The sequence below is a fragment of the Frankia torreyi genome, from assembly GCF_000948395.1.
GTDB lineage: Bacteria > Actinomycetota > Actinomycetes > Frankiales > Frankiaceae > Frankia > Frankia torreyi.
On the sequence record NZ_JYFN01000003.1, the window covers coordinates 232,694 to 254,792 of the forward strand.

Annotated in this window: 18 protein-coding genes and 1 pseudogene; 8 read left to right on the plus strand and 11 right to left on the minus strand. The window is 73.5% G+C overall.

What is annotated here, in order from left to right:
• Positions 1-1,362 precede the first annotated feature (1,362 nt).
• The 3 genes from FF36_RS03430 (at position 1,363) to FF36_RS36970 (ending at position 3,583) form a co-directional block, all read left to right on the plus strand.
• The gene (locus tag FF36_RS03430) at positions 1,363-2,709 is read left to right on the plus strand and encodes a S1C family serine protease (RefSeq protein WP_082121654.1); all 1,347 of its coding nucleotides are present in this window, start codon (positions 1,363-1,365) and stop codon (positions 2,707-2,709) included.
• 66 nt (positions 2,710-2,775) lie between these two features.
• Positions 2,776-3,321 (plus strand): Sec-independent protein translocase protein TatB, encoded by a 546-nt coding sequence (gene tatB, locus FF36_RS03435; protein WP_044883469.1) that lies wholly within the window; start codon positions 2,776-2,778, stop codon positions 3,319-3,321.
• 40 nt (positions 3,322-3,361) lie between these two features.
• A complete protein-coding gene (locus FF36_RS36970; RefSeq protein WP_255355706.1) occupies positions 3,362-3,583 on the plus strand; it encodes a nucleotidyltransferase family protein in 222 nt (73 codons plus the stop codon).
• A 302-nt stretch (positions 3,584-3,885) separates the two neighbouring features.
• On the opposite strand, the gene FF36_RS03440 is transcribed toward FF36_RS36970, so the two are convergent.
• On the minus strand, positions 3,886-5,028 hold the full coding sequence (locus FF36_RS03440; protein ID WP_044883470.1) for an Mrp/NBP35 family ATP-binding protein: 1,143 nt from the start codon (positions 5,026-5,028) through the stop codon (positions 3,886-3,888).
• A 338-nt stretch (positions 5,029-5,366) separates the two neighbouring features.
• Between FF36_RS03440 and FF36_RS03445 the strand changes: the two genes are divergently transcribed.
• The gene (locus tag FF36_RS03445; RefSeq protein WP_044883471.1) at positions 5,367-5,888 is read left to right on the plus strand and encodes a MarR family winged helix-turn-helix transcriptional regulator; all 522 of its coding nucleotides are present in this window, start codon (positions 5,367-5,369) and stop codon (positions 5,886-5,888) included.
• Positions 5,889-5,970: 82 nt separating this feature from the next.
• Here the strand turns inward: FF36_RS03445 and FF36_RS03450 are convergent, their stop codons facing one another.
• Both FF36_RS03450 and FF36_RS03455 read right to left on the minus strand, forming a co-directional pair.
• Positions 5,971-6,837 (minus strand): PHP domain-containing protein, encoded by an 867-nt coding sequence (locus tag FF36_RS03450; RefSeq protein ID WP_063925255.1) that lies wholly within the window; start codon positions 6,835-6,837, stop codon positions 5,971-5,973.
• Positions 6,838-6,925: 88 nt separating this feature from the next.
• Positions 6,926-8,368 carry an aldehyde dehydrogenase family protein gene (locus FF36_RS03455; protein WP_044883472.1) on the minus strand — a complete coding sequence of 481 codons (1,443 nt, stop codon included), beginning with the start codon at positions 8,366-8,368 and terminating at the stop codon, positions 6,926-6,928.
• A 204-nt stretch (positions 8,369-8,572) separates the two neighbouring features.
• Between FF36_RS03455 and gabT the strand changes: the two genes are divergently transcribed.
• The 3 genes from gabT (at position 8,573) to FF36_RS03470 (ending at position 11,760) form a co-directional block, all read left to right on the plus strand.
• The gene (gene gabT, locus FF36_RS03460) at positions 8,573-9,949 is read left to right on the plus strand and encodes a 4-aminobutyrate--2-oxoglutarate transaminase (RefSeq protein WP_044883473.1); all 1,377 of its coding nucleotides are present in this window, start codon (positions 8,573-8,575) and stop codon (positions 9,947-9,949) included.
• 242 nt (positions 9,950-10,191) lie between these two features.
• Positions 10,192-10,836, plus strand: a complete 645-nt coding sequence (locus FF36_RS03465; RefSeq protein WP_044883474.1) for a DUF6758 family protein — start codon at positions 10,192-10,194, stop codon at positions 10,834-10,836.
• Positions 10,837-10,866: 30 nt separating this feature from the next.
• On the plus strand, positions 10,867-11,760 hold the full coding sequence (locus FF36_RS03470) for a diacylglycerol/lipid kinase family protein (protein WP_044883475.1): 894 nt from the start codon (positions 10,867-10,869) through the stop codon (positions 11,758-11,760).
• 19 nt (positions 11,761-11,779) lie between these two features.
• Here the strand turns inward: FF36_RS03470 and FF36_RS36975 are convergent.
• From FF36_RS36975 to FF36_RS03490, 5 genes and pseudogenes are all read right to left on the minus strand, one after another.
• Positions 11,780-12,372: cytochrome c oxidase subunit I (locus FF36_RS36975; RefSeq protein WP_242422266.1), on the minus strand; the 593-nt coding region annotated here is incomplete at its 5' end.
• 49 nt (positions 12,373-12,421) lie between these two features.
• A pseudogene (locus FF36_RS36990) lies at positions 12,422-13,516 on the minus strand (cbb3-type cytochrome c oxidase subunit I); the annotation flags it as partial.
• Between the two features lie 278 nt (positions 13,517-13,794).
• On the minus strand, positions 13,795-15,528 hold the full coding sequence (locus FF36_RS03480) for an alkaline phosphatase D family protein (protein ID WP_082121645.1): 1,734 nt from the start codon (positions 15,526-15,528) through the stop codon (positions 13,795-13,797).
• 112 nt (positions 15,529-15,640) lie between these two features.
• Positions 15,641-16,147: a MaoC family dehydratase gene (locus FF36_RS03485; protein WP_044883477.1), complete on the minus strand. Its 507-nt coding sequence runs from the start codon at positions 16,145-16,147 to the stop codon at positions 15,641-15,643.
• Between the two features lie 127 nt (positions 16,148-16,274).
• Positions 16,275-16,883 (minus strand): suppressor of fused domain protein, encoded by a 609-nt coding sequence (locus FF36_RS03490; protein ID WP_044883478.1) that lies wholly within the window; start codon positions 16,881-16,883, stop codon positions 16,275-16,277.
• 157 nt (positions 16,884-17,040) lie between these two features.
• Between FF36_RS03490 and FF36_RS03495 the strand changes: the two genes are divergently transcribed.
• Positions 17,041-18,525, plus strand: coding sequence for a TerD family protein (locus FF36_RS03495; RefSeq protein WP_044883479.1), 1,485 nt, complete (start codon positions 17,041-17,043; stop codon positions 18,523-18,525).
• Here FF36_RS03495 and FF36_RS03500 read toward each other — a convergent pair.
• The 3 genes from FF36_RS03500 to FF36_RS03510 form a co-directional block, all read right to left on the minus strand.
• Positions 18,500-19,510 (minus strand): NAD(P)-dependent oxidoreductase, encoded by a 1,011-nt coding sequence (locus tag FF36_RS03500; RefSeq protein ID WP_052680928.1) that lies wholly within the window; start codon positions 19,508-19,510, stop codon positions 18,500-18,502. The two genes, FF36_RS03495 and FF36_RS03500, sit on opposite strands and share 26 nt — an antisense overlap.
• Before the next feature lie 118 nt (positions 19,511-19,628).
• On the minus strand, positions 19,629-20,840 hold the full coding sequence (locus tag FF36_RS03505) for an acyl-CoA dehydrogenase family protein (RefSeq protein WP_044883480.1): 1,212 nt from the start codon (positions 20,838-20,840) through the stop codon (positions 19,629-19,631).
• Between the two features lie 66 nt (positions 20,841-20,906).
• On the minus strand, positions 20,907-21,866 hold the full coding sequence (locus FF36_RS03510) for an HpcH/HpaI aldolase/citrate lyase family protein (RefSeq protein ID WP_044883481.1): 960 nt from the start codon (positions 21,864-21,866) through the stop codon (positions 20,907-20,909).
• Positions 21,867-22,099 lie beyond the last annotated feature (233 nt).

Sequence of the window (22,099 nt, forward strand, 5' to 3'; positions counted from 1 at the left end):
CCTGCAGCTCCTCCCTCTGCAGCTCCTCCCGCCGAGGTGCCTCCGCCCGGGGGCGTCCGGCCCGACCTCACCGCCCTGACCGGCAGGCCGGCGGCGTCTTCCGAACCCGCGGCGGGTGCTCTCGTGGCGGGACGGTCCGGGTTTCGCGCCGGCGCCGCCCTCCCGCGAACCCAGGCCACCGGACGGGGTTCCCAGACAGGTTCCAGACCGTCCACCCACGCCGTCCCGGAGCCGCCCGTGCGCGCGATGCCGATCTCGGGAGCCCGGCGGTCCGCGCCGCCGGCGGCGACTGCATCGGCCCAGGTCACTCTGCCGACCCAGGGCAGCACGCCGACGCCGGGCAGCATGCCGGCCCAGGGCAGCACGCCGACGCCGGGCAGCATGCCGACGCCGGGGACCGCACCGACGCCGGGGGCTGCGCCGGCGGGTCGAGCGGGGCCGGCGGGTCGAGCGGGGCCGGCGGGTCGAGCGGGGCCGGCGGGGGATCGTGAGCCGCAACGGCGAGTCGAGCGCGCCCGTGCGGCCGGGACGTCCAATGGCGTCACGTCGGGTGACGGCCCCGAACTGCCGTCGCCCGACGGCGTGCTGCCCACGCGGGACGACGCCGGGCTGCGGGCGAGCGCTACCGGCGCGACGGACGGGCTCGAGGTGCTCGACGAGATGCACACCAAGGGCGCAGTGGGTCCGCGTTCCGAGTCCGCAGGGCCGGAAACGGCCCGCCAGGACCGGCCGGCTCCGGCTCCGGCAGCGCGTCCCGCGTCCCGCCGGCCGCCGGTGCCGCCGCCCGGTGAGGGTGGGCAGCGCCCGTCGACCGGTGCCCGGCACGGGCGGCACTCCGGCCGCAGCACCGGCGGCCCTGGCTCCACGGCGGCCACAGCGGCCACGGCGGATGGTGCGGACGGTGCGGACCGCGCCACCCGGGCCGGCGGCCGGACCTGGAGCCTGCGTGCGGGTGCCGAGCGTGCGGGTGCCGAGCGTGCGGGTGCCGAGCGTGCGGGTGCCGAGCGTGCGGGTGCCGAGCGTGCCGGTGCCGAACGCGCCGGTGCCGAACGCGCCGTAGCCCAACGCGGTGGAGTCGCCCACGACGATGCCGCCGGCCTTCGCGGCGAGCCCAGCGGCGCCTCGGCGGCCGCGAGCAGGGTGGAGCGGCCGGCGGTGTCGACACCGGCGACTGCCGGTAGCCGGCAGCCCGCCGCGCAGGCCGCAGGGATCTTCGCTGCTGTCGCGGGGTCGCAGTCGGTTGCGGGGTCGCAGTCGGTCGCGGGAAACCGCGGCGGGTCGGCGGCAACCGGCGCCCGCGGGCAGGGTGCTGGCCGGGCCACCGACGCCAGGCCGGCTCCGAACGGACGCGCCGGATCGGGGGTGAGCGTCGCGCCGGCGCGGGAGTCCCGCCGGGGAGCCGGATCGGTGACGGCCCTGCGGCCCGCGCGGCCCGCTCGGCGCGTCGGGATCGCCGGTCCCGGCGGGGAGGCGACGCCGGCTCCGCGCGCCGGCGGTGACGGCGATGACGATCGCGACGCCGGCTCCGCGTACCCCGCGTCGTCGGCGCAACGGTCGGCGCCGGGCGGCGGCGCGGGGCTGGGGGGTGCCCCCGTCGTCCTCGGCCGACGGGTACTGCTGGCGTGTGTGCTGGTCGCGGGGCTGCTGGGCGGTGCGATCAGCGGCTTGGCCGTCGCCATCACCACGGGCGACACCAGCGTCCAACCGGTGAAGACGCTCTCCGTCGGCAGCCCGGCTCCCGTCACCGACCGGCGCACGGTCGCGGCGATCGCCGCGGCCGCGCTGCCCACCGTGGTGACGGTCGACGTCGGCGGGGTGGGCGACGACGGCAGCGGCGGCACCGGCTCCGGAGTGATCATCAGCTCCGATGGCTTCATCCTCACGAACAACCATGTCATCGCGTCCGCGGTCGCCAGCGGCAGCCCGATCTCGGTGCGCCGCTACCAGGAGTTCGGCCAGATCCAGGCCCAGCTCGTCGGGCGAGACCCGCAGACCGACCTCGCCGTGCTGCGCATTCCCGCCCCGACGCCGCTGCCCGCCGCCACGCTGGGCCAGTCCGGCTCCCTCGTGGTCGGGGCGCCGGTCGTCGCCATCGGGGCGCCGCTGGGCCTGTCCGGGACGGTGACGACCGGCGTCGTCAGCGCCCTGGATCGCAATCCGACCGTGCCGGCCGAGAACGGCAGCGCTCCCACGGTCCTCATCGGCGCGATCCAGATCGACGCGGCGATCAACCCGGGGAACTCCGGCGGTCCCCTGCTCGACGCGCTCGGGCAGGTCGTCGGGATCAACGCGGCGATCGCGGCGGTCCCCGGCCACGAGGAGCAGACCCAGAGCGGCAGCATCGGCGTGGGCTTCGCCATCCCGGTGGACTTCGCGCGCTCCGTCGCCCAGGAGCTCATCGCGACCGGTCGAGCCACCCATCCCTACGTCGGCGCCTCGGCCGCCACCGTCACCACGGGCGAGGCGACGGCCATCGGCGGGGTGCCCGGCGCCCGGCTGGTGAGCCTCGTTCCCGACGGCCCTGTGGCCCGGGCCGGACTGCGGGTCGGCGACGTCATCACCCGGATCGACGCGAACACGATTCGCGGGACGAACGATCTGCTCGTGGCGGCCCGGCTGCATCGGGTGGGCGACAAGGTCACCGTCACCTACGTGCGCGGTGGCGTCACCGCAACCACCCAAATGACACTCCAGGAACAACAGAACTGAGTATTGGACATCCTTTCGTTGCCCAGGAGTTCCGCGCGGCAACATGGGGAGAGGTACGCTCAGCCGGTGTTCAACGGTGTCGGGTGGGGTGAAGTCGTCGTCCTGCTGCTGATCGGCCTGTTCGTCTTCGGCCCGGACAGGCTGCCCAAGGCGGCCCGGGACGCGGGGCGCATGCTCCGCCAGCTCCGGCAGATGGCCAACGGCATGCGCAATGATCTGCGGTCCGAGCTCGGCCCGGAATTCGCCGATCTCGACATTCGGGATCTGCATCCGAAGACCTTCGTCCGCAAGCACCTGTTCGAGGACGAGCCCCCGCTGCCGCCGTACCTGACGAAGCGGACCGCGCTGGACGCGCTGCTCCTCGGCGACGACACGCCCGCGACCCCGTCGCTGACGAAGTCCTCCCTGCCGAAGGACGCCTCCCGCGAGGCCGGCCGCCCCGCCGCGGACACCCCCGCGCCGCCGGCCCCGTCGACGCCCGCGCTGCTGTCGAAGTCGTCGCCCCCGAAGAAGGCGACCGCCTCCCGCGCCGTCCCGCCTCAGCCCATCGCCCAGCCCGACGCCGCCGCCCCCTTCGACGCCGCTGCCCCCTTCGACCCCGACGCCACCTGAGCTGACCCGATCCGCCGGATCCAGAGCCGGGCGGTTCACCCTGTTCGGCTCTCAGACGCGCGGTACCGCGACCGCCGACAGCGACATCGACATCCTGTACACCCTTCAGCCTGGCCGGCGCCTGGGCTGGGACATCGAGCAGCTCGCGGATGACCCCGCAGGCCTGTTCGGACGGCCCGTCGATCTGATCTCCGTCGGCGGGCTCCACCCGTCGCTACGCTCGTCCGTCCTAGCGGAAGCACGGCCCATGTACGCGGCGTGACGTCCTCCTGCTCGCTGAGATGATCGAAGCGGCCGACCAGGCGCAGAAGCTCACCGAGGGGATCACCACCGACGGTCTGGAGGCGGACCGGCAGCGCCGCGACGCGTTCCTGTGGAACTTCACCGTAACTTCCTGCGGGCGGGAGGACGGGGGCTCGATCCCACCAGCAGGGGAGTGCAGGAAGCAGGACGCCCGCGGGCGGCCGGGGGTCGGTGAGTGTCACCGGGGACCGGGCGCCCGCGGGCGTGGGCCGTGCTGCGGGGTTGTTGTGCTGCGGGGTTGCCGTGCTGCGGGGTTGCGCCTCAGCGACCGGCGGGGGTCAGGTTGAGGCTGCGGCCGGCGAGGCCGCGGGAGCGGTAGGTGAGGCGGTCGGCCACGGCGCGCAGGGCCTTGCTGGCCTCGCTGTCCGGCTCGGCGACGACGAGGGGGACGCCGTTGTCGCCGCCCTCGCGCAGGCGGACGTCCACCGGGACCTGCGCCAGCAGGGGGACGTCGTGGCCGAGGACGCGGGTCAGGCGCTCGGCCACGGCGGCGCCGCCGCCGGAGCCGAAGACGTCGACGCGCTCCCCGCAGTGCGGGCAGGGCAGCCAGGCCATGTTCTCGACCACGCCGACGACGTTCTGCCGGGTCTGCACGGCGATGGTGCCCGCGCGCTCCGCGACCTCGGTGGCGGCGAGCTGCGGGGTGGTGACCACCAACAGCTCGGAGGAGGGCACGAGCTGGGCCAGGGAGATGGCGATGTCCCCGGTGCCGGGCGGCAGGTCCAGCAGGAGGACGTCGAGGTCACCCCAGAAGACGTCGGAAAGGAACTGCTCAAGGGCGCGGTGCAGCATCGGCCCGCGCCAGGTCACCGGCTGGTTCCCGCGGGTGAACATGCCGGTCGAGATGACCCGGACGCCGTGCGCCTGGGGGGGCATAATCATCTTCTCGACCTGTGTGGGCGGGCGGTCGATGCCGAGCATCCGGGGCACGGAGTGGCCGTAGATGTCGGCGTCGAGCACGCCTACGGAGAGGCCCGATCGGGCCATCGCCGCGGCCAGGTTCACAGTGATCGAGGACTTGCCGACGCCGCCCTTGCCACTGGCGACGCCATACACCCTGGTCATGGAGCCCGGTTGAGCGAACGGGATCACCTTGGGGGCGATGCCGCCGCGCAGCTTCGTGTGCAGGGCGGTGCGCTGCTCGTCCGTCATGACCTGCAGGTCGACGCGGACCTCGCGCACCCCCTCGACCGCGCTGACGGCTCGGCTGACACGGTTGATGATCTCATCGCGCATCGGGCAGCCGGACACGGTGAGCAGCACCGTGATGTCAACCGAGCCGTCGTCGAGCACGTGGACCGACGAGACCATGTCCAGCTCCGTGATGGGGCGGCCGATCTCGGGATCGTGCACCGTCGCCAGAGCCGACTGGATCGCGTCGGAGGAAGGCCGGGATGGGGACAAGGGAAACCTCAGTCACTGATTGGCATCAGATGCGGCCCTCGGAGCCGCCGTTGGCTCCACGATAGCCCGCGGAAAGCTCGTCGGCGTTGGCCCGCCGGCCAGGTGTGAGCCACGGGTGCCAGGACCCGGATGAATCCGTCGGTACCGGCGGTTGTCGATCGGTGTGGGCCGCCGGTTCTCGGGACCTGTCGGGTATCTGACTCGAAACCGGGCCGATCGCCGTGACCTGGATGTTGGGACGCGCGGCGGCGCCCCCGGCCCCGGCCGGTGCCGCCGCGGGAGAGCCGGTGCGGGCACGTTACGGCATAGGCTGATCGAGGCGGCAGCGGGAGGACGCGATGGCAGTCGAAGAGGTGATCGGCGCCAGCTCCGAGACCGACGCGGACTGGGTCGACGAGCGCGGCATGCGGGCCTGGCGGGGGCTGCTGCAGGCGCACGCGCACGTCACCAGGGTGCTCGAGGCCGAGCTGGAAGCCATCCACCATCTGCCGTTGGCCTCCTACGACGTGCTCGTCCAGCTCGCCGAGGCGCCGAACCACGAGCTGCGGATGAGCGAGCTGGCGCAGGCGGTGCTGCTGTCCCGCAGCGGGCTGACCCGGCTGGTCGACCGGCTGGAGCGCGAGGGGCTGGTCGCCCGGCGGAGCTGTCCGTCCGACGCTCGCGGCACGCTCGCCACCCTGACGACGCAGGGTCTCGACCGGCTTCGGGCCGCCTCCGGCACCCACCTGAAGGGGGTGAGCCGGCACGTGCTGTCCCACTTCAGCCGGGCGGAGCAGGACCAGCTCGCCGAGCTGCTCGGGCGGCTCAGCCCGGGGTGCGACCGGGACGCCGGCGCCGGAGGGTGCGGCAAGGGCGTGTGAGCCTGGCCGTGTCATCCCGGCGGGTGGCAGGTGGCGGGTGCGGGAGGCGGGCGCCCGGTTCCGGTCGGGTTCCGCGCGGTGGTCAGGTCGGGGAGGGGCCGTGGAGGGGTGCGGCGCCGGTGGCGGCGGCGACCAGACGCTCGTAGGACTCGCGGCTGGTCGTCTCGGCGGCGAGGCCCTGCGGCTTGCTGCTGCCGTGGAAGTCGCTTGATCCCGTCACGATCAGGCCGAGGTCGGCGGCGAGTCCGCGCAGCCGGCTCCGTTCGTCGGCGTCATGGTCGGGATGGTCGACCTCGACCCCGCCGAGTCCCGCCCGGGCCATCTGCTCGATCACGTCGGGGCCGACCGTCACCCCGCGCCGGCTGGCGAACGGGTGCGCGAACACGCTGACTCCGCCCGCGTCGCGGATCAGCCGCAGGGTCCGCCAGACGTCCGGCTGCTCCTTGCCGACCCAGTACGGCCCGCCGGCGCCGATCCAGTCCCGGGTGAAGGCCGCCGCCACCGTCGGCACCAGCCCGGCCTCGACCATCGCCGCGGCGATGTGTGGGCGGCCCACCGTCCCGGCGGCGAGCTGCGCCACCCGTTCCCAGTGGATCGGGTGCCCGTCGGCGGCCAGCCGGTCGGCCATCCGGCGGGCGCGGACGGCCCGGTGCTCACGGATCTGGGCGCGGACCGCGGCGAAGGCGGGCTCGGCCGCGTCGAACAGGTAGGCCAGCACGTGCAGGGAGATCGACCCGCCGGGCACCTCGACGGAACAGGAGATCTCCGCGCCCGGCACCAGGGTGAGGCCGCCGGGCAGCGCCGCGGCGGCGCGCCCGAGGCCCGCGGTGGTGTCGTGGTCGGTCAGCGCGATGACCGTCAGACCCGTCTCGGCGGCGAGCCGGACGAGGTCCTCCGGTGCGACCAGTCCGTCCGACGCGGTGGAGTGGGTGTGCAGGTCGATGGTCACCTGTCCATGCTGTCAGCTCNCCCCCGCCCGCCGCACCGCGTCGAGGGCCGGCCGGCCGAGCGTCACGGCCGCCCGGCGGCTCGGGTGACTACAGGTCGAGGCCGGTGAGGACCAGGACGCGCTCCTCGGTGAGGTCGGTCATGGCCGCGCGGACGCCCTCCCGGCCGATGCCGGAGCCCTTCGTACCGCCGTAGGGCATCTGGTCGGCGCGGTAGGAGGGGACGTCGCCGATGACGACCCCGCCGACGGCGAGCTCGCGGTGGGCGCGGAACGCGGTGGTCAGGTCGTGGGTGAACACGCCGGTCTGCAGGCCGAACTCGCTGTCGTTGACGCGGGCGAGGCCCTCGTCCAGACCGTCCACCGCGGACACGACGACCACCGGCCCGAAGACCTCCTCGCGCACCACCCGGGCGTCGGCGGGGACGTCGGTGAGCACGGTCGGGGCGATGCTCGCGCCGGTGCGCGTGCCGCCGCAGACGAGCGTGCCGCCGGCGGCGACGGCCTCGGCGATCCACTCCTCGACACGGCGCGCCGCGGCGGTGTCGATGAGCGGGCCGACGTCGGTGGCCGGGTCGGTCGGGTCGCCGCCGCGCAGCGCCCGCACCGCGGTGGTGATCTCGCGCAGCAGCTCGTCGTAGACGGACCGGTCGGCGTAGACCCGCTGCACGGCGATGCAGGACTGGCCGGCCTGGTAGTTGGCGAACAGGGCGATGCGCCCGGCCGCGCGGGCGAGGTCGCCCGGCGCCGCGTAGTCGGCCGCCACCAGCACGGCGCCGTTGCCGCCGAGTTCGAGCACGACGTGTTTGCGAGGCACCGCGTCGCGGATCGACCAGCCGACCGGGCCGGAGCCGGTGAAGGAGACCACCGGCAGGCGCGGGTCCGCGACGAGCCCGGTGACCTCGCTGTTCGGGACGGGCAGGACCGACCAGGACCCCTCGGGCAGGTCGGTCTCGGCGAGCAGATCGCCGAGGAACAGCGCGGACAGCGGCGTGCGGGGAGCGGGCTTGACGATGATCGGGGCGCCGACCGCCAGCGCCGGCGCGACCTTGTGCGCCACCAGGTTCAGCGGGAAGTTGAACGGGGTGATCCCCAGCACGGGCCCGCGCGGGAAGCGCCGGCTCAGCGCCAGGCGCCCCTCCCCGGTCGGGTCCGTGTCCAGCCGGGTCAGCTCGCCGGTGAAGCGGCGGGCCTCCTCCGCGCCCCAGCGAAACGTCGAGCTTGCCCGGGCCACCTCGGCCCGAGCCCAGGTCAACGGCTTGCCGCTCTCTGCGGTGATGAGCCGGGCGAGCTCGTCGCCGCGCCGGGCTATCTCCCTGGACACGTGCGCCAGGGCCGAGGCCCGCACGTGCGCCGGCAGCGCCGAGAACCGCGGGGCCACCTCGGCGGCGGCGGAGACGGCGCGCTCGACCTGGTCGGCGTCGGGCTGCGCCACGGTGGCCACGAGGCCGTCGTCGAAGGGGTGGCGGACATCGATCGTCGCGGCCCCCTCGGCGCGGTTGCCCGCCAACCAGAACGAGGTGACGTCAGCCATCGCGATCCGCCCCTGTCGTCGCCATCAACCGTCATCCTAGGCGCATCGCCGGCGTCCCAGCGGCTCCAACGCGCCCGGCCGGCGCATCGGCGCGCGCCGTCGCCCGGCGGCGCTGAGCTGGGCGGACAGGCCGGTCCCGAGTCCGTGGTCGGGGGACGATGCCCAGGTGGACAGCGGCTGGACGAGCAGGCGGGAGCCGAAGAGATGAACCCTCCGAACGTGCCGGCCCACGGCGGCCCGGGGCTGCCCCAGGTCCGCCGCCTCGTCACCGAGATCCCCGGACCCCGCTCGCGCGCGCTGGCCGCCCGCCGGGCCGGCGCGGTGGCCCGGGGGGTGGGCGAGACCCTGCCCGTGTACGTGCACGCGGCCGGCGGCGGGGTCGTCGTCGACGTCGACGGCAACTCGCTGATCGACTTCGGTTCGGGGATCGCCGTGGTCAGCGTCGGCAACGCCGCGGACGACGTGGTCGCCGCGGTGCGCGAACAGGTCGGCCGGTTCACCCACACCTGCTTCATGATCACGCCGTATGAGGGGTACGTCGCGGTCTGCGAGGCCCTGAACCGGCTGACCCCCGGCGACCACGACAAGCGCACGGCGTTGTTCAACTCGGGGGCGGAGGCCGTCGAGAACGCCGTCAAGATCGCCCGTTCGGCGACCGGGCGCGACGCGATCGTCGTCTTCGAGCATGCCTACCACGGGCGGACGAACCTGACGTTGGCGATGACGGCGAAATCGATGCCCTACAAGGCCGGTTTCGGGCCCTTCGCGCCCGAGGTCTACCGGGTGCCGCTGGCCTACCCCTACCGCTGGCCGACCGGTCGCGAGCACTGCGGCGAGCAGGCGGCGGCGCGGGTGATCGAACTCGTCCGGGACGAGATCGGTGCGGGCGAGGTGGCCGCGATGGTCATCGAGCCGATCCAGGGGGAGGGCGGGTTCATCGTTCCTGGCCGCGGCTTCCTGCCCCGCCTCGCCGAGTTCTGCGCGGACGCCGGCATCCTGTTCGTCGCCGATGAGATCCAGACCGGCTTCGCCCGGACCGGCACGCTGTTCGCCTGCGAGGACGAGGGCGTCGTGCCGGACCTCATCACCACCGCGAAGGGCATCGCCGGCGGGATGCCGCTGGCGGCGGTCACCGGACGGGCCGAAATCATGGACGCCCCGCAGGTCGGCGGGCTCGGCGGTACGTATGGCGGCAACCCGGCGGCGTGCGCGGCGGCGCTCGCGGCGATCGGGTTCATCGAGTCCGCGGACCTCGCCGGGCGCGCGCGGCGCATCGGCGAGCTGGCGCTGCCCCGGCTGCGCGCCCTGGCGGCGCGGCACGACGTGGTCGGGGACGTCCGCGGGCGGGGCGCGATGCTCGCCCTGGAACTCGTCCGCGGCGGTGGCGACACGAGCCCGGACAAGGAGCTGACCGCCGCCGTCGCGGCGGCCTGCCACCGCCGCGGCCTGATCGTGCTCACCGCCGGCACGTGGGGCAACGTGCTGCGGCTGCTGCCGCCGCTGGTCATCGACACCGCGCTGCTGCTCGCCGGTCTCGACGTCCTCGACGAGGCGTTCGCCGAGGTCGCCGCGGGCCGCTGAGGCCGGGTCGGCAGGCCTGCCCACGCTCCGCGCCCAGGCCGCTCACCGTCCGCTCATGGGCCGATCGCCGGCCGATCGCCGGCCGGTCACGGGCCGCTCGCGGGCCGGTCACGGGCCCGTCATGCCCGGCGGATCGGCACATCTGTGCTGGTGGGACGGTTGCTTGTGGTGAAGGGCGGGAACAGCGATATCGGAACCGCCGAGATCCGGCGGCTCCGTCCACCTACGCCAGGAGGCGCCCGGTGACCATTGCTGCCGCCTGCCCTCGTTGTCTCGGCCCGCTCCGCCCGCCCGACCTGTGGAGCAGCCAGTACCGCTGCGACGAGCACGGGGAGGTGAGCCCGTACCGGACGGCCGTCTCCTCCCGCGAGCAGGCGTTGCACGCCCTGGCCACGACCTCGACCGTGCCCGTGTGGCTGCCCGAGCCCATGCCGGTGCACTGGTACATCAGCGGAGTCGGCTGGGCCGGTGACGAGCGCACCGGGCCACGGGCCAGCGCGCTCGCCCTCGCCGGCCCCTGCCCGCTGGGTGGCCCGGCGGAGATGATCCTCGTCGCCGAGGCGCCCGGGGTGGGCCTCGGTGCCCGGCTCGCGGGCATCACCGGCCTCGACCCGCAGACGCTGCCGGGCGCGCCCGAGGCCAAGGTCGAGGCCGCCGGGCATCCCACCGCCATGTGGCCGCTGGCCGTCCCACCCGACCGGGCCGCCTTCGTCGGGGAGGCCCGCGGAGTGTGGCTGTGGCTGGTGCTCTGGCCGGCGGACGCGGCGCTGATCCTGCTGGAGCACCTGGTGCTGCGCGACGTGCGTGATGCCCCCGAGATCGGCGAACGGTCCTTCTTCGGCGCCGTCAGCGAGCATCTCCCCGTCGCGCCGTCCTCGGTGCGGTGAGCGAGGTTCCCGCGGCCGTACGCTGATCGGATGGAGGTCGATCGGCGGCTGCTCACCGTGATCGTCAATCCGAGCGCGGGGCGTGGGCGGGCGCTGCGCCTGCTCGACGGCGTCCGCGCCGAGCTCGACCGGTGGGCCGCCGACGTGCGGGTCGTCCCCACCCGCGATCTCGCCCACGCCGGCCGGCTCGCCGCCGAGGCGACCGCGCAGGGCCGGGTGGTGGTGGCGCTCGGCGGGGACGGCCTGGCCGGGGCGGTGGCCGGGGCGGTGGCGCGGGCGGGCGGGCTGCTCGCCGTGCTGCCCGGCGGCCGCGGCAACGACTTCGCCCGCGGGCTGGGCCTGTCCGCCGACCCCCGCCGCGTCGCCGCCGAGCTCGCCGGGTTTCGGGAGCGGCGGGTGGACCTGCCCGAGGTCGGCGGCCGGCCGTACCTGGGGATCGCCAGCGTCGGTTTCGACTCCGACGTGCAGGTCATCGCCAATCAGACCCGTCTGCTGCGCGGGCGGCACGTCTACACCTACGCGGCGCTGCGGGCGGTGGCGGCCTGGCGGCCGGTGCGGTTCACGGTGACGGTCGACGGCGGGCCGCCCCGCGCGCTGCACGGCTGGACGGTCGCCGCGGCCAACGCGGCGTACTACGGCGGCGGGATGCGCTTCGCCCCCGACGCCGACGTCGCCGACGGGCTGCTGGAGATCCTGCTGATCTCGCGGACGTCCCGGCTGACCTTCCTGGCACTGTTCCCGCGGGTGTTCACCGGCCGGCACGTCCACACCCGCCACGTGCAGGTGCTGCGGGGGCGGCGGGTGCACATCAGCGCCGACCGGCCGTTCGCCGTGTACGCCGACGGGGATCCGCTGGCCGACCTGCCCGCGGAGATCCTGGTCCGGCCGGGTGCACTGCGCCTGCTCGTCCCGGCCGGTCCCTGAGTCGCCGAACGACTGCCGCCTACTGTTCGCGCTGGGCGGGTTGGGTGTGCGCGGCGGCGAGCTCCGGCGTCGCGTGGTAGTCGACGAGACCGCTGATCTGCGGGTAGTGCAGGTCGAAGGCGGGCCGCTCGGAGCGGATCCGTGGCAGTGACCGGAAGTTGTGCCGCGGCGGCGGGCAGGACGTCGCCCATTCCAGCGAGTTGCCGTACCCCCACGGGTCGTCGACGGTGGCGAGGGCGCCGTGCCGGTAGGAGTGCCACAGGTTGTAGATGAGCGGCAGCGTGGACGCGGCGAGCAGGAACGCGCCGGCGCTCGAGACCGTGTTCAGGGTGGTGAAACCGTCGGTCGGACCGTAGTCGGCGTAGCGCCGCGGCATGCCGCGCACGCCGAGCCAGTGCTGCACCAGGAACGTGGTGTGGAAGCCGAAGAACATGGTCCAGAAATGGACCTTGCCCAGCCGGTCGTTCATCATCCGGCCGGTGATCTTCGGGAACCAGAAGTAGGTGCCGCCGAACGCGGCGAAGACGACGGTGCCGAACACGACGTAGTGGAAGTGGGCGACGACGAAGTAGCTGTCGCTGACGTGGAAGTCGATCGGCGGGCTGGCCAGCANCACCCCGGTCAACCCGCCGAANAGGAANGTCACCAGGAAGCCGAGNNNGAACAGCATCGGCGTCTCGAAGGTGAGCTGCCCGCGCCACATCGTGCCGATCCAGTTGAAGAACTTGATGCCGGTGGGCACCGCGATGAGGAACGACAGCAGTGCGAAGAACGGCAGCAGCACCGCGCCGGTGACGAACATGTGGTGCGCCCACACCGCGAGGGACAGCACGCCGATCCCGATCGTGGCGAAGACCAGCCCCTTGTAGCCGAACAGGGGTTTTCGGGAGAAGACCGGCAGGATCTCGCTGATGATGCCGAAGAACGGCAGAGCGATGATGTAGACCTCGGGATGGCCGAAGTACCAGAACAGGTGCTGCCACAGGATCGCGCCGCCGTTGGCCGCGTCGAACACGTGCGCGCCGAACCGGCGGTCCGCCTCCAGCGACAGCAGTTGCGCGGCCAGCACCGGGAAGGCGACCAGCACCAGGATCGACGTCACCAGGAACGTCCAGCAGAAGATGGGCAGCCGGAACATCGTCATCCCGGGCGCGCGCAGCGTCAGGAGCGTGGTGACCATGTTGACCGCGCCGAGGATGGTGCCGAGCCCGGACACCACCAGGCCCAGGACCCACAGGTCGCCACCGGTGGTGGGCGAGTAGATCTTGCTGTTGAGCGGGGCGTAGGCGAACCAGCCGAAGTCGGCGGCGCCGTCCGGGGTGAGGAACCCGGCGATGACGGTCAGCCCGCCGAACAGGAAGAACCAGTACGACAGCGAGTTCAACCGAGGGAACGCCACGTCGGGGGAGCCGATCTGCAACGGCACCAGGAGGTTGGCGAACGCGAACGCCAACGGCGTCGCGAACAGCAGCAGCATGACCGTGCCGTGGATCGTGAAGAACTGGTTGTACTGCTCGTTGGAGAAGTACTGCAGGCCCGGCCGCGCGAGCTCCGCCCGCATCATGACGGCCAGGATCCCGGCGAACAGGAAGAAACCGAACGCGGTGACGAAGTACATCACGGCGATGTCCTTGTGGGACGTCGTCCGCAGGTAGCCGAGCACGTTCGTGCGCGGCCTCGAGTGTGCCGTGACGGAGTCCTGCGGGCTGGGCCGAGCGGGTGACGCCGGTTCCCGCGGCTCCTCCAGAATCGTCACGCTCGGCTCCCGGTTCCTCGTCGTCCGCGCTGCGCCGCGGGCGGCCCGCGGTGAGCGGGCGGCGGCCGACAAGCCGCGGCGACGCTGCCGGCGACCGCGGACCAGCGGCGGTCGGCCGGCGGCAGCCTAACGTGCCGGACGGAATTCCGGTTGGACGCTGGTCGAGTTTTCTTCGATATGTTTCGCGATGCCCCGCCGGGCGATGTGGGGGATTCGCGAAGTTTATTGTCCGCGCGCCCGTGATTTCCGGACGGTCGTGGTCGTGGTCGTGGTCGCGGTCAGGCCGGTCGGGCGCCGGGGACACCGTCCTCGACGACCCAGGTGGCGTCGGTGGAGACCGGCGAGTCCCGCCGGGAGAGGTCGGCGACGACCCGCATGTCCGCGCGCAGTTCCGTCGGCGTCACCCGGATCCGGGTGTAACCCCGGCGATCGCCGCGAAAGTAGCGAACGTGCGGGTTGAGGCGGGCGTTGTTCTCCCGGACGAAGTCGTCGTTGACGAGGAAGAAGGCCGAGCTGATCGAGGTGCAGACGAACTCGGTCGCGACCGCGGGGGTCTCCGGTCGGTCGAAGTCGACGCGCAGGTCGTTCACCCAGGCGCAGTGGAGGTCCCCGGAGAGCACCACGGGATTGCGGACCCGGCTGTCGCGCACCCCGGACAGCAGTCGCCGCCGGTAGGGGCGGTAACCGTCGTTCTGGTCGAGGTTGGTCAGCATGCTCCCCGACCCGACGGGAAGCTGGCCGTCGAGCTGGGCCATCATCGTCTGCTGCGCGATCACGTTCCAGCGGGTCCGGGAGGCGTCGAGCCCCGCGCGCAGCCAGCGCTCCTGGGCGGCCCCGGCCATCGTGCCGCCGGTGTTGCCGGCGCCGAGCGCGGCCGGGCCGATGGCCTCCGGCGAGTTGCCCGGCACCGGGGTCCGGTACTGGCGGGTGTCCATGACGTTGAGCGTCAGCAGGCCACCGAAGGCGAGGCGGCGGTAGATGCGCAGGTCGGGCGAGCCCGGGTTGAGTTCGGCCCGGATCGGCATGTGCTCGTAGTACGCCTGGTAGGCGGCGGCCCGCTGGCGGGCGAAGGTGGCCGGGTCCTGGTGGCGGTCGCCGGCGTCGCCGGCCTCGTCGACGAGGCCGGCGTAGTTGTTCTCGACCTCGTGGTCGTCCCAGGTGACGACCCAGGGCGCGGCGTGGTGGGCCGCCTGCAGAGCCGGGTCCGCCTTGTACTGGCCGTAGCGGTTGCGGTAGTCCGCCAGCGTCTGGAGCTGGTCGAGTCCGGGCTGCTGGGGGGTGGTGTGCAGGCGGTCCGGGAACCGGCTGTCCGGGTCGTACTCGTAGATGTAGTCGCCGACGTGCACGACGAGGTCCGGCGCGTCCGCGGCGATGGCGTCGAAGGCCGGCCAGTAGCCGTTCTGGAAGTCCTGGCAGGAGGCCAGCGCCAGGGTCAGCGCCCCGCCGGCGGCGTCCGTGCCGGCCTGCGGGGCGGCGGCGGTCCTGGTGCGGCCGACGGGGCTGAGCACGGTGCCGGCCCGAAAACGGTAGAAGTACTCGCGTCCCGGCTCCAGGCCGCGGACGTCGACGTGCACCGAGTGGGCGAACGCCGCCTGCGCGGTCTGCGTGCCGGCGCGCACCACCGAACGGAAGTTCTCGTCGGCGGCGATCTGCCAGTCGACCGGGACGTCGCGCGAGGGCATCCCGCCGCCCTCGCTCGGGCGCGGCGCCAGCCGGGTCCACAGGATGACGCCGTCAGGCAGCGGGTCGCCGCTGGCCACCCCCAGGGCGAACACCCCATCGGTCACCCCTGGGACGGGGGTCGGCGCGCGCAGCGTCGGCGCCGGGATCGGCGTCGGGCCGCCCGAGCCGCCGCACGCCGCCAGTCCCACCGCGGCCGCCGCCGCGCCCCCGAGCCCCAGCCCGCCGAGCAGCACCGCCCGCCGGTGCGGGCGCCCGTGCGGGGCCGAGCCGGAGCCGGCGGCCAGGGATCGAAGGGGACGAGAGGGGCCCGCCGCGGCATCACCGGTCACAACGTCATGAGACTAGTGCGTCCGGACCAGCGGAGAGGGGTCGGACCGGCAGAGAGGGGCCTGACCAGCGGAGAGGGGCCGGATCCTGCGGGTGGGGTGCGGTCAGGTGCGGTCAGGCGGGGGCGGGGGCGGGGCGGCCGGGCTGATCGCCGCCGTGCGCCTCGCCGTAGGCCCGCGTCGCAACCAGCACCTTGCGCCGGTAGACGCAGACCAGCGTGCCGTCCTGGTTGTTGCCGCGGGTCTCCACGGTGACGACGCCCCGGTCGTCGCGGCTGCGAGAGGGGACCTTGTCGAGCACGGTGGACTCGCCGTAGATCGTGTCGCCGTGGAACACCGGCGCGACGTGCCGCAGCGACTCGACCTCCAGGTTCGCGATGGCCCTGCCGGAGACGTCCGGGACCGACATGCCCAGCAGCAGGGAGTACACGTAGTTGCCGACCACCACGTTCCGCTTGAACTGGGTGCTCTGCTCGGCGTAGTGGCTGTCCAGGTGCAGCGGATGGTGGTTCATCGTGAGCAGGCAGAACAGGTGGTCGTCGTACTCGGTGACCGTCTTGCCCGGCCAGTGCCGGTAGACGGCGCCCACCTCGAACTCCTCGAACCAGCGGCCGAACTGCATGACGGACCCCCTCCGGGCGCGGCGTGGGCAGCGCACCGCATGCCCTATCGAATGCAGAGAGTAGTCATCCTGTAGCCGTGTAGCCGTGTAGCCGTGTAGCCGTGTAGCCGGGTCCGCGCGGGCGGCCTCAGCCGAGATCGACCTCGCGGCGGTTGGGGTCGCGCAGGTCGGTGCCGGCCGCGAGCCAGCGCTGGTGCAACGCCTCCGGTCCCTGCACCCGCTTGAAGGCCGCCTCGTTCATGGTCATCGGCAGGACGGGCAGGAAGCGCACGGGCGCGGCGGCGGCGAACGCGGGGTCATCCAGGGCGTCGGCGAGCGGCAGGTCGGGGATAAGGCCGCCGGGCTCACCGACCAGCACCGCGGTGAACGGCGCGCCGTCCCACAGCGGCTCGCCGAGGTCCAGACCGGCGCCGGGGGCGATGGGCCGGCCCTCGACGGCGGGGACGGCCGCGAGCACGGCGAGCCGGCGCAGCACGCTGTCGCGGCGGCCGCGCAGCGACAGCACGAGCTCGGCCCGTGGCCCGGCGGGGTCGCGCACGGCGGAGTCGGACGCCGTCATCGGCTCCCGGGACATGCCGAGGGTGAGGTACCGGACGACGCCGCCGCGGTCGGGACCGAACCGCAGCACGTCCAGCGGCTCCGTGCCGAGAAAGGTCACCGAGGCGCGGCCGGTATCCCGACCGAACAACGCCGTGACGTGCCCCTCGACCGACCGACTCAGGGCGCTGTCGCTCACGGGACCCGTGCCGCAGTTCGCATGGGATCGATCGTAGGGTCGGCGGGAGCGCTCGTGCCGCCGGCGGCGTTCGGGAACCGTCGTACCCGGCGGGTGCGTTCACCATCCCGGCGGGCGTGTTCACGATGGTGCGCGACGACCTCGGGAGGCTACGGCTGTGGGACAGGTGCTGACGAAGGGCGGCAACGCGCCGTTGCCCACCACCGACGTCCGGGTGGAGATCGCCTCGTCGATCTCGCTGGACATCGCCGCGATCCTGGTGACGGCCGCCGGCAAGGTGCGCACCGACGACGACTTCGTGTTCTTCAACCAGCCGACCGGCCCGGGGGTGCGGCTGCTGCCACCGGCGGCGCTGGAGTTCACCCTGACGGCGGTGCCGCCGGACATCGACAAGGTCGTCGTCACCGGCAGCCTGGACGGCTCCGGCCCGGTGACGTTCGCGGGCGTGCGAGGGCTGGGCATCTCGGTGCGCGACGCGCGCGGCGGCGCCGAGCTGGTCCGGTTCGACCCCGCCGGGCTCGGCGCCGAGACCGCGCTGATCCTCGTCGAGCTCTACCGCCGGGCCGGCGCGTGGAAGGCACGCGCGGTCGGGCAGGGCTACGCCTCCGGCCTCGCCGGCATCGCCACCGACTTCGGCATCGCCGTCGACGATCCCGGCACCTCCGGCCCGTCGCCGGCCGCGGCCCAGCCGCCGGCCGCCCCACCCCGCCCGCAGCCTGCCGCGCCGGTGGGGCAGCAGTGGGGCCCGCCCGTGCCGCCGGCGCCGCCGGCCGCTGCGGCGCCCGGGGGGCAGCAGTGGGGCCCGCCCGCCCCGCCCGCGCCGGCCCCGGCCGGTGGGGCGCCGCAGTGGGGCGCGCCAGCGCCGCCGCCCGGTCAGCAGTGGGGCCCGCCGCCCGCGGCGCCGCAGTGGGGTGCGCCGCCGCCCGGTCAGCAGTGGGGGCCACCCGGCGCGCCGCCGTCCGCGCCCGCCGGCCAGCCGTGGGGTCCGCCCGTGCCGCCGCCCCCGCCGGCCGGCGGTCAGCAGTGGGGCCCGCCGCCCCCGGCTCCCGGCCAGCCCGGCGGCCGGATCAACCTGGACAAGGGCCGGGTCTCGCTGACCAAGGGCCAGAGCGTGTCGCTGGTGAAGACCGGCGCGCCCCCGCTCACCCGGGTGCGGATGGGCCTGGGCTGGGATCCGGCGCAGCGAGGTCGGTCGATCGACCTCGACGCGTCCTGCATCCTGTTCGACGAGCGCGGCAAGGACGTGGACAAGGTGTGGTTCATGTCCAAGAAGGGCGCGCGCGGCGCGGTGCGCCACTCGGGCGACAACCTCACCGGCCGCGGCGACGGCGACGACGAGACGATCCAGGTGGATCTCGCCGCCCTACCCCCGAACGTCGTCACGCTGATCTTCACGGTGAACAGCTTCCAGGGGCAGCCGTTCACCGACGTGCGCAACGCCTACTGCCGCCTCTACGACGACGTCACCGGCCAGGAGCTCGTCCGCTTCGACCTGTCCGAGTCCAAGCCGTCCACCGGGCTGGTGATGTGCCGGGTGCAGCGCGAGGGCGGCGGCCAGACCTGGGCGATGACCGCGATCGGCGAGTTCCACGACGGCAAGACCGTCCGCGCGATGGTCAACCCGTCGAAGCAGTACCTCTGACCTCCGCATCGCTGACCTCCGCACCTCCGACGTCCGCACCTCCGACGTCCGCCGCCCGCGTGTCGGCGGTGGGCTGGGCGGCGGCGGCGGTGGGCTGGGCGGCGGTGGGCTGAGCGGCGGTGGCGAGGCGGCGCAGGCGGATGACGGCGGTGGCGTCGAGCTGCCCGTCGCCGCGCGCCTGGGAGGCGGCGAGATCGCTCTCGGCGAGCTCGGTCAGCGGCACCGGGACGCCCCGGCGGGCCGCCTCCGCCAGGCAGATCCGCAGGTCCTTGCGCATCCAGTCGACGGCGAAGCCGAAGTCGAACTCGTCGCGGATCATGGTGGCGGCGCGGTTGGTCAGATACCAGGAGCTCGCGGCGCCCCCCGACACGGCGGGTAGCACCTGGTCCAGGTCGAGGCCGGCGGCGGCCGCGAAGTTGAGTGCCTCGGCCGCGCCCTCGATCGCCCCGGCCACCAGGATCTGGTTGACCATCTTCGTGAGCTGGCCGGTGCCGACCGGGCCGATGTGGGTGATCGTCGTCCCGTAGGCGGCCAGCACCGGTCGGACCCGCTCCACCGTGTCCACCGCGCCGCCGCACATGACGCTGAGGCGCCCCGCCTCGGCACCGGCCTGCCCGCCGGACACCGGCGCGTCGACGAAACCGACTCCCACCTGCGCCGCCTGCCCCGCGATCTCGGCGGCCAGCTCCGCCGACGTCGTCGTGTGGTCGACGATCGTCGCCCCCGGCGCCAGCGCGCCGAGCGCGCCGTCCGGCCCGAGCAGCACCGCGCGGACGTCGTCGTCGGCCCCGACGCAGACGCAGACCACGTCGGATCCGGCGGCGGCCTGCGCCGGCGTGGCCGCGACCCGGCCCGGGTGCGCGGCCGACCAGCGCGCCGCGGTCGCCTCCGTGCGGTTGTGGACGACGGTGTCGAAGCCGGCGCGGGCGAGATGGCCGGCCATGGGGAAGCCCATGGTGCCGAGGCCGACGAAGGCAACCTGCATCAGCGTGCTCCTGTTCCCGGATGGCCTGTTCCCGGATGGCCGGTCAGGAGCAGACTACGCATGTCGGACCGGGTGGCCGGCGCGAACGGCGCCCGCGGTCGCCCCCGGCCCGAGCGGGTCAGCGAGGCGTTTCGTACTCCCGCAGCAGGGCCCGGCTGATGATCCGCTTCTGGATTTCGGAGGTGCCCTCGCCGATGAGCATGAACGGCGCCTCCCGGTAGAGGCGCTCGATCTCGTACTCCTTCGAATAGCCGTAGCCGCCGTGGATGCGGAACGCCTCCGTCGTCACCTCGTGGCAGTACTCGCTGGCCAGGTACTTCGCCATCCCGGCGGAGACGTCGTTGCGCTGCCCCGAGTCCTTCTTGCGGGCGGCGCTCACCATCATCAGGTGACCGGCCTCGACCTTGGTCGCCATCTCGGCGAGCTTGAAGGCGATGGCCTGGTGTTCGGCGATCGGCCGGCCGAAGGTGCGCCGGGTCTGCGCGTAGGCGACGCCGAGCTCGAAGGCGCGGATCATGATGCCGCAGGCCCGCGCGGCGACGTTGACCCGACCGACCTCGACGCCGTCCATCATCTGGTAGAAGCCCTGGCCGCGGCCGTCGTCGCCGCCGAGGATCGCCGCGGCCGGCACCCGGTGGTCGGCAAGGATCATCTCGGTCGTCTCGATGCCCTTGTAGCCGAGCTTGTCGATGCTGCCGGGAATGGTGATCCCGCCGTGGGTGCCGAAGCCCGGTTCCTTCTCCAGCAGGAAGGTGGTCATGTTCCGGTAGACCGACTCGGCGCCCTCGTCGGTCTTCACCAGGGTGGCGACGATCCCGGCCCGCGCGCCGTTGGTCAGCCACATCTTCTGCCCGTTGAGCACGTAGCCGTCGCCGTCGTCGTCGACATTCCGGTCGGCCCGGCTGGTGATCGCCGCGACGTCCGAGCCGCAGCCGGGCTCGCTCATCGAGAACGCGCCGCGCAGTTCGCCGGTGGCCATCCGCGGCAACAACCGGCGGCGCTGGTCGGCGCTGCCATGCCGGCCGATCAGGTAGGCGACGATGAAATGGGTGTTGACGACCCCGGCGACGCTCATCCAGCCCCGGGCGATCTCCTCCACGACCAGCGCGTAGGTGAGCAGCGACTCGCCCAGCCCGCCGTACTGCTCGGGAATGGTGATCCCGAACAGCCCCATCTCCTTCATCGACTCGACGATGGACTCCGGGTATTCGTCGGCGTGTTCGAGCTCGGTGGCGAACGGAAGGATCTCCTTGTCGACGAACGTGCGCACCGCCGCGAGGATGTCGCGCTGCACGTCGGTCAGGTCGTCGGTCTGCGCGATCCTGCCCATCGGTCGTCCCCTCCTGCGGCCTGCGCGGCCGGCTGGCGTGCGCGGTCGGCTGGCGTGCGCGGTCGGCTAGCGCCCGACGCCGACCGGCGGCTCGAACTTCCGCGTGCGGGCGAGCCCCGCGGCGCGGCCCTTGCCCGCGACGACCTCGGCCATCTTGCGGCTGGCCTCGTCGATCATCTCGTCGCCGAGCATCACCGCGCCGGTCAGCCCGCCCTCGGCCGAGGTGTGCCAGGCGTAGGCGTCCATGATCAGCTCGGCGTGGTCGTAGTCGGCCTGGCGCGGCGCATAGATCTCGTTGGCCGCCTCGATCTGGCCGGGATGCAGTACCCACTTCCCGTCGAAGCCGAGCGCGGCTGAGCGGGCGGCGGTCGCCCGGAAACCCTCGGTGTCGCGGATCTGGAGAAAGGGTCCGTCGATTGCCTGCACCCCGCGGGCGCGGGCCGTCTCGAGAATCTTGAACAGCACGTAGTGGAAGGGATCGCCCGGATAGTCCGGGCTGAGCGCGCCGACCGTGAGCGACGGCATGTTGATCGAGGCCATGAAGTCGGCCGGGCCGAAGATGATGGTTTCGATCCGGGGGCTGGCGAAGGCGATCTCGCGCACGTTCGACAGGCCGAGCGCCGTTTCGATCTGCGCCTCGATCCCGATCCGGCCGACCTCGAACCCGAGCACCTTCTCGATCTGGGTGAGCAGCAGGTCCAGCCAGGCCACCTGGGCGGCGGACTGCGCCTTCGGCAGCATGACGCAGTCCAGGTTCGCCCCGGCGCCCTCGACGACCTCGATGACGTCGCGGTAGGTCCAGCGGGTCGTCAGGTCGTTCACCCGGACGACCCGGGTCCGGCCCGTCCAGTCGCCCTCGTTGAGCGCCGCGACCACGTTCGCCCGGGCGGCCTGTTTCGCGCCGGGCGCGACCGAGTCCTCCAGATCGCAGAACACCTGGTCGGCGGGCAGGCCCTGGGCCTTGCCGAGCATCTTCGTCGAGGATCCGGGGACGGCCAGACACGATCGGCGGGAACGCTGCGGCATGATCCCTATGCTATCGACTCGTCACTCATCGTGCTCGTTCCCGGTCCGGGATCCCCGGATCGATCCGTTCGGTGAGCATCCCTGCGTCGACCTGTGCCCACCTGTGGCCGCCGGTGCCTCCTTCGATCCTCGACGACCAACGGCGACCATCCGCGCCGCGGCCTGTGCCCGGCCGCGCCCGGACGGCCTCACCGGCCCCGTGAATGCCCAGGCGGGCGGGTATGCCGGGGTCG

What these genes read in the sequence shown, in the direction of transcription:
- FF36_RS03445 (WP_044883471.1), top strand. Translation starts at nt 5,367, where the DNA reads ATGGCAGTCGAAGAGGTGATCGGCGCCAGCTCCGAGACCGACGCGGAC.
- FF36_RS03455 (WP_044883472.1), bottom strand. Translation starts at nt 8,368, where the DNA reads ATGGCTGACGTCACCTCGTTCTGGTTGGCGGGCAACCGCGCCGAGGGG.
- gabT (WP_044883473.1), top strand. Translation starts at nt 8,573, where the DNA reads ATGAACCCTCCGAACGTGCCGGCCCACGGCGGCCCGGGGCTGCCCCAG.
- FF36_RS03470 (WP_044883475.1), top strand. Translation starts at nt 10,867, where the DNA reads ATGGAGGTCGATCGGCGGCTGCTCACCGTGATCGTCAATCCGAGCGCG.
- FF36_RS03485 (WP_044883477.1), bottom strand. Translation starts at nt 16,147, where the DNA reads ATGCAGTTCGGCCGCTGGTTCGAGGAGTTCGAGGTGGGCGCCGTCTAC.
- FF36_RS03500 (WP_052680928.1), bottom strand. Translation starts at nt 19,510, where the DNA reads ATGCAGGTTGCCTTCGTCGGCCTCGGCACCATGGGCTTCCCCATGGCC.
- FF36_RS03505 (WP_044883480.1), bottom strand. Translation starts at nt 20,840, where the DNA reads ATGGGCAGGATCGCGCAGACCGACGACCTGACCGACGTGCAGCGCGAC.
- FF36_RS03510 (WP_044883481.1), bottom strand. Translation starts at nt 21,866, where the DNA reads ATGCCGCAGCGTTCCCGCCGATCGTGTCTGGCCGTCCCCGGATCCTCG.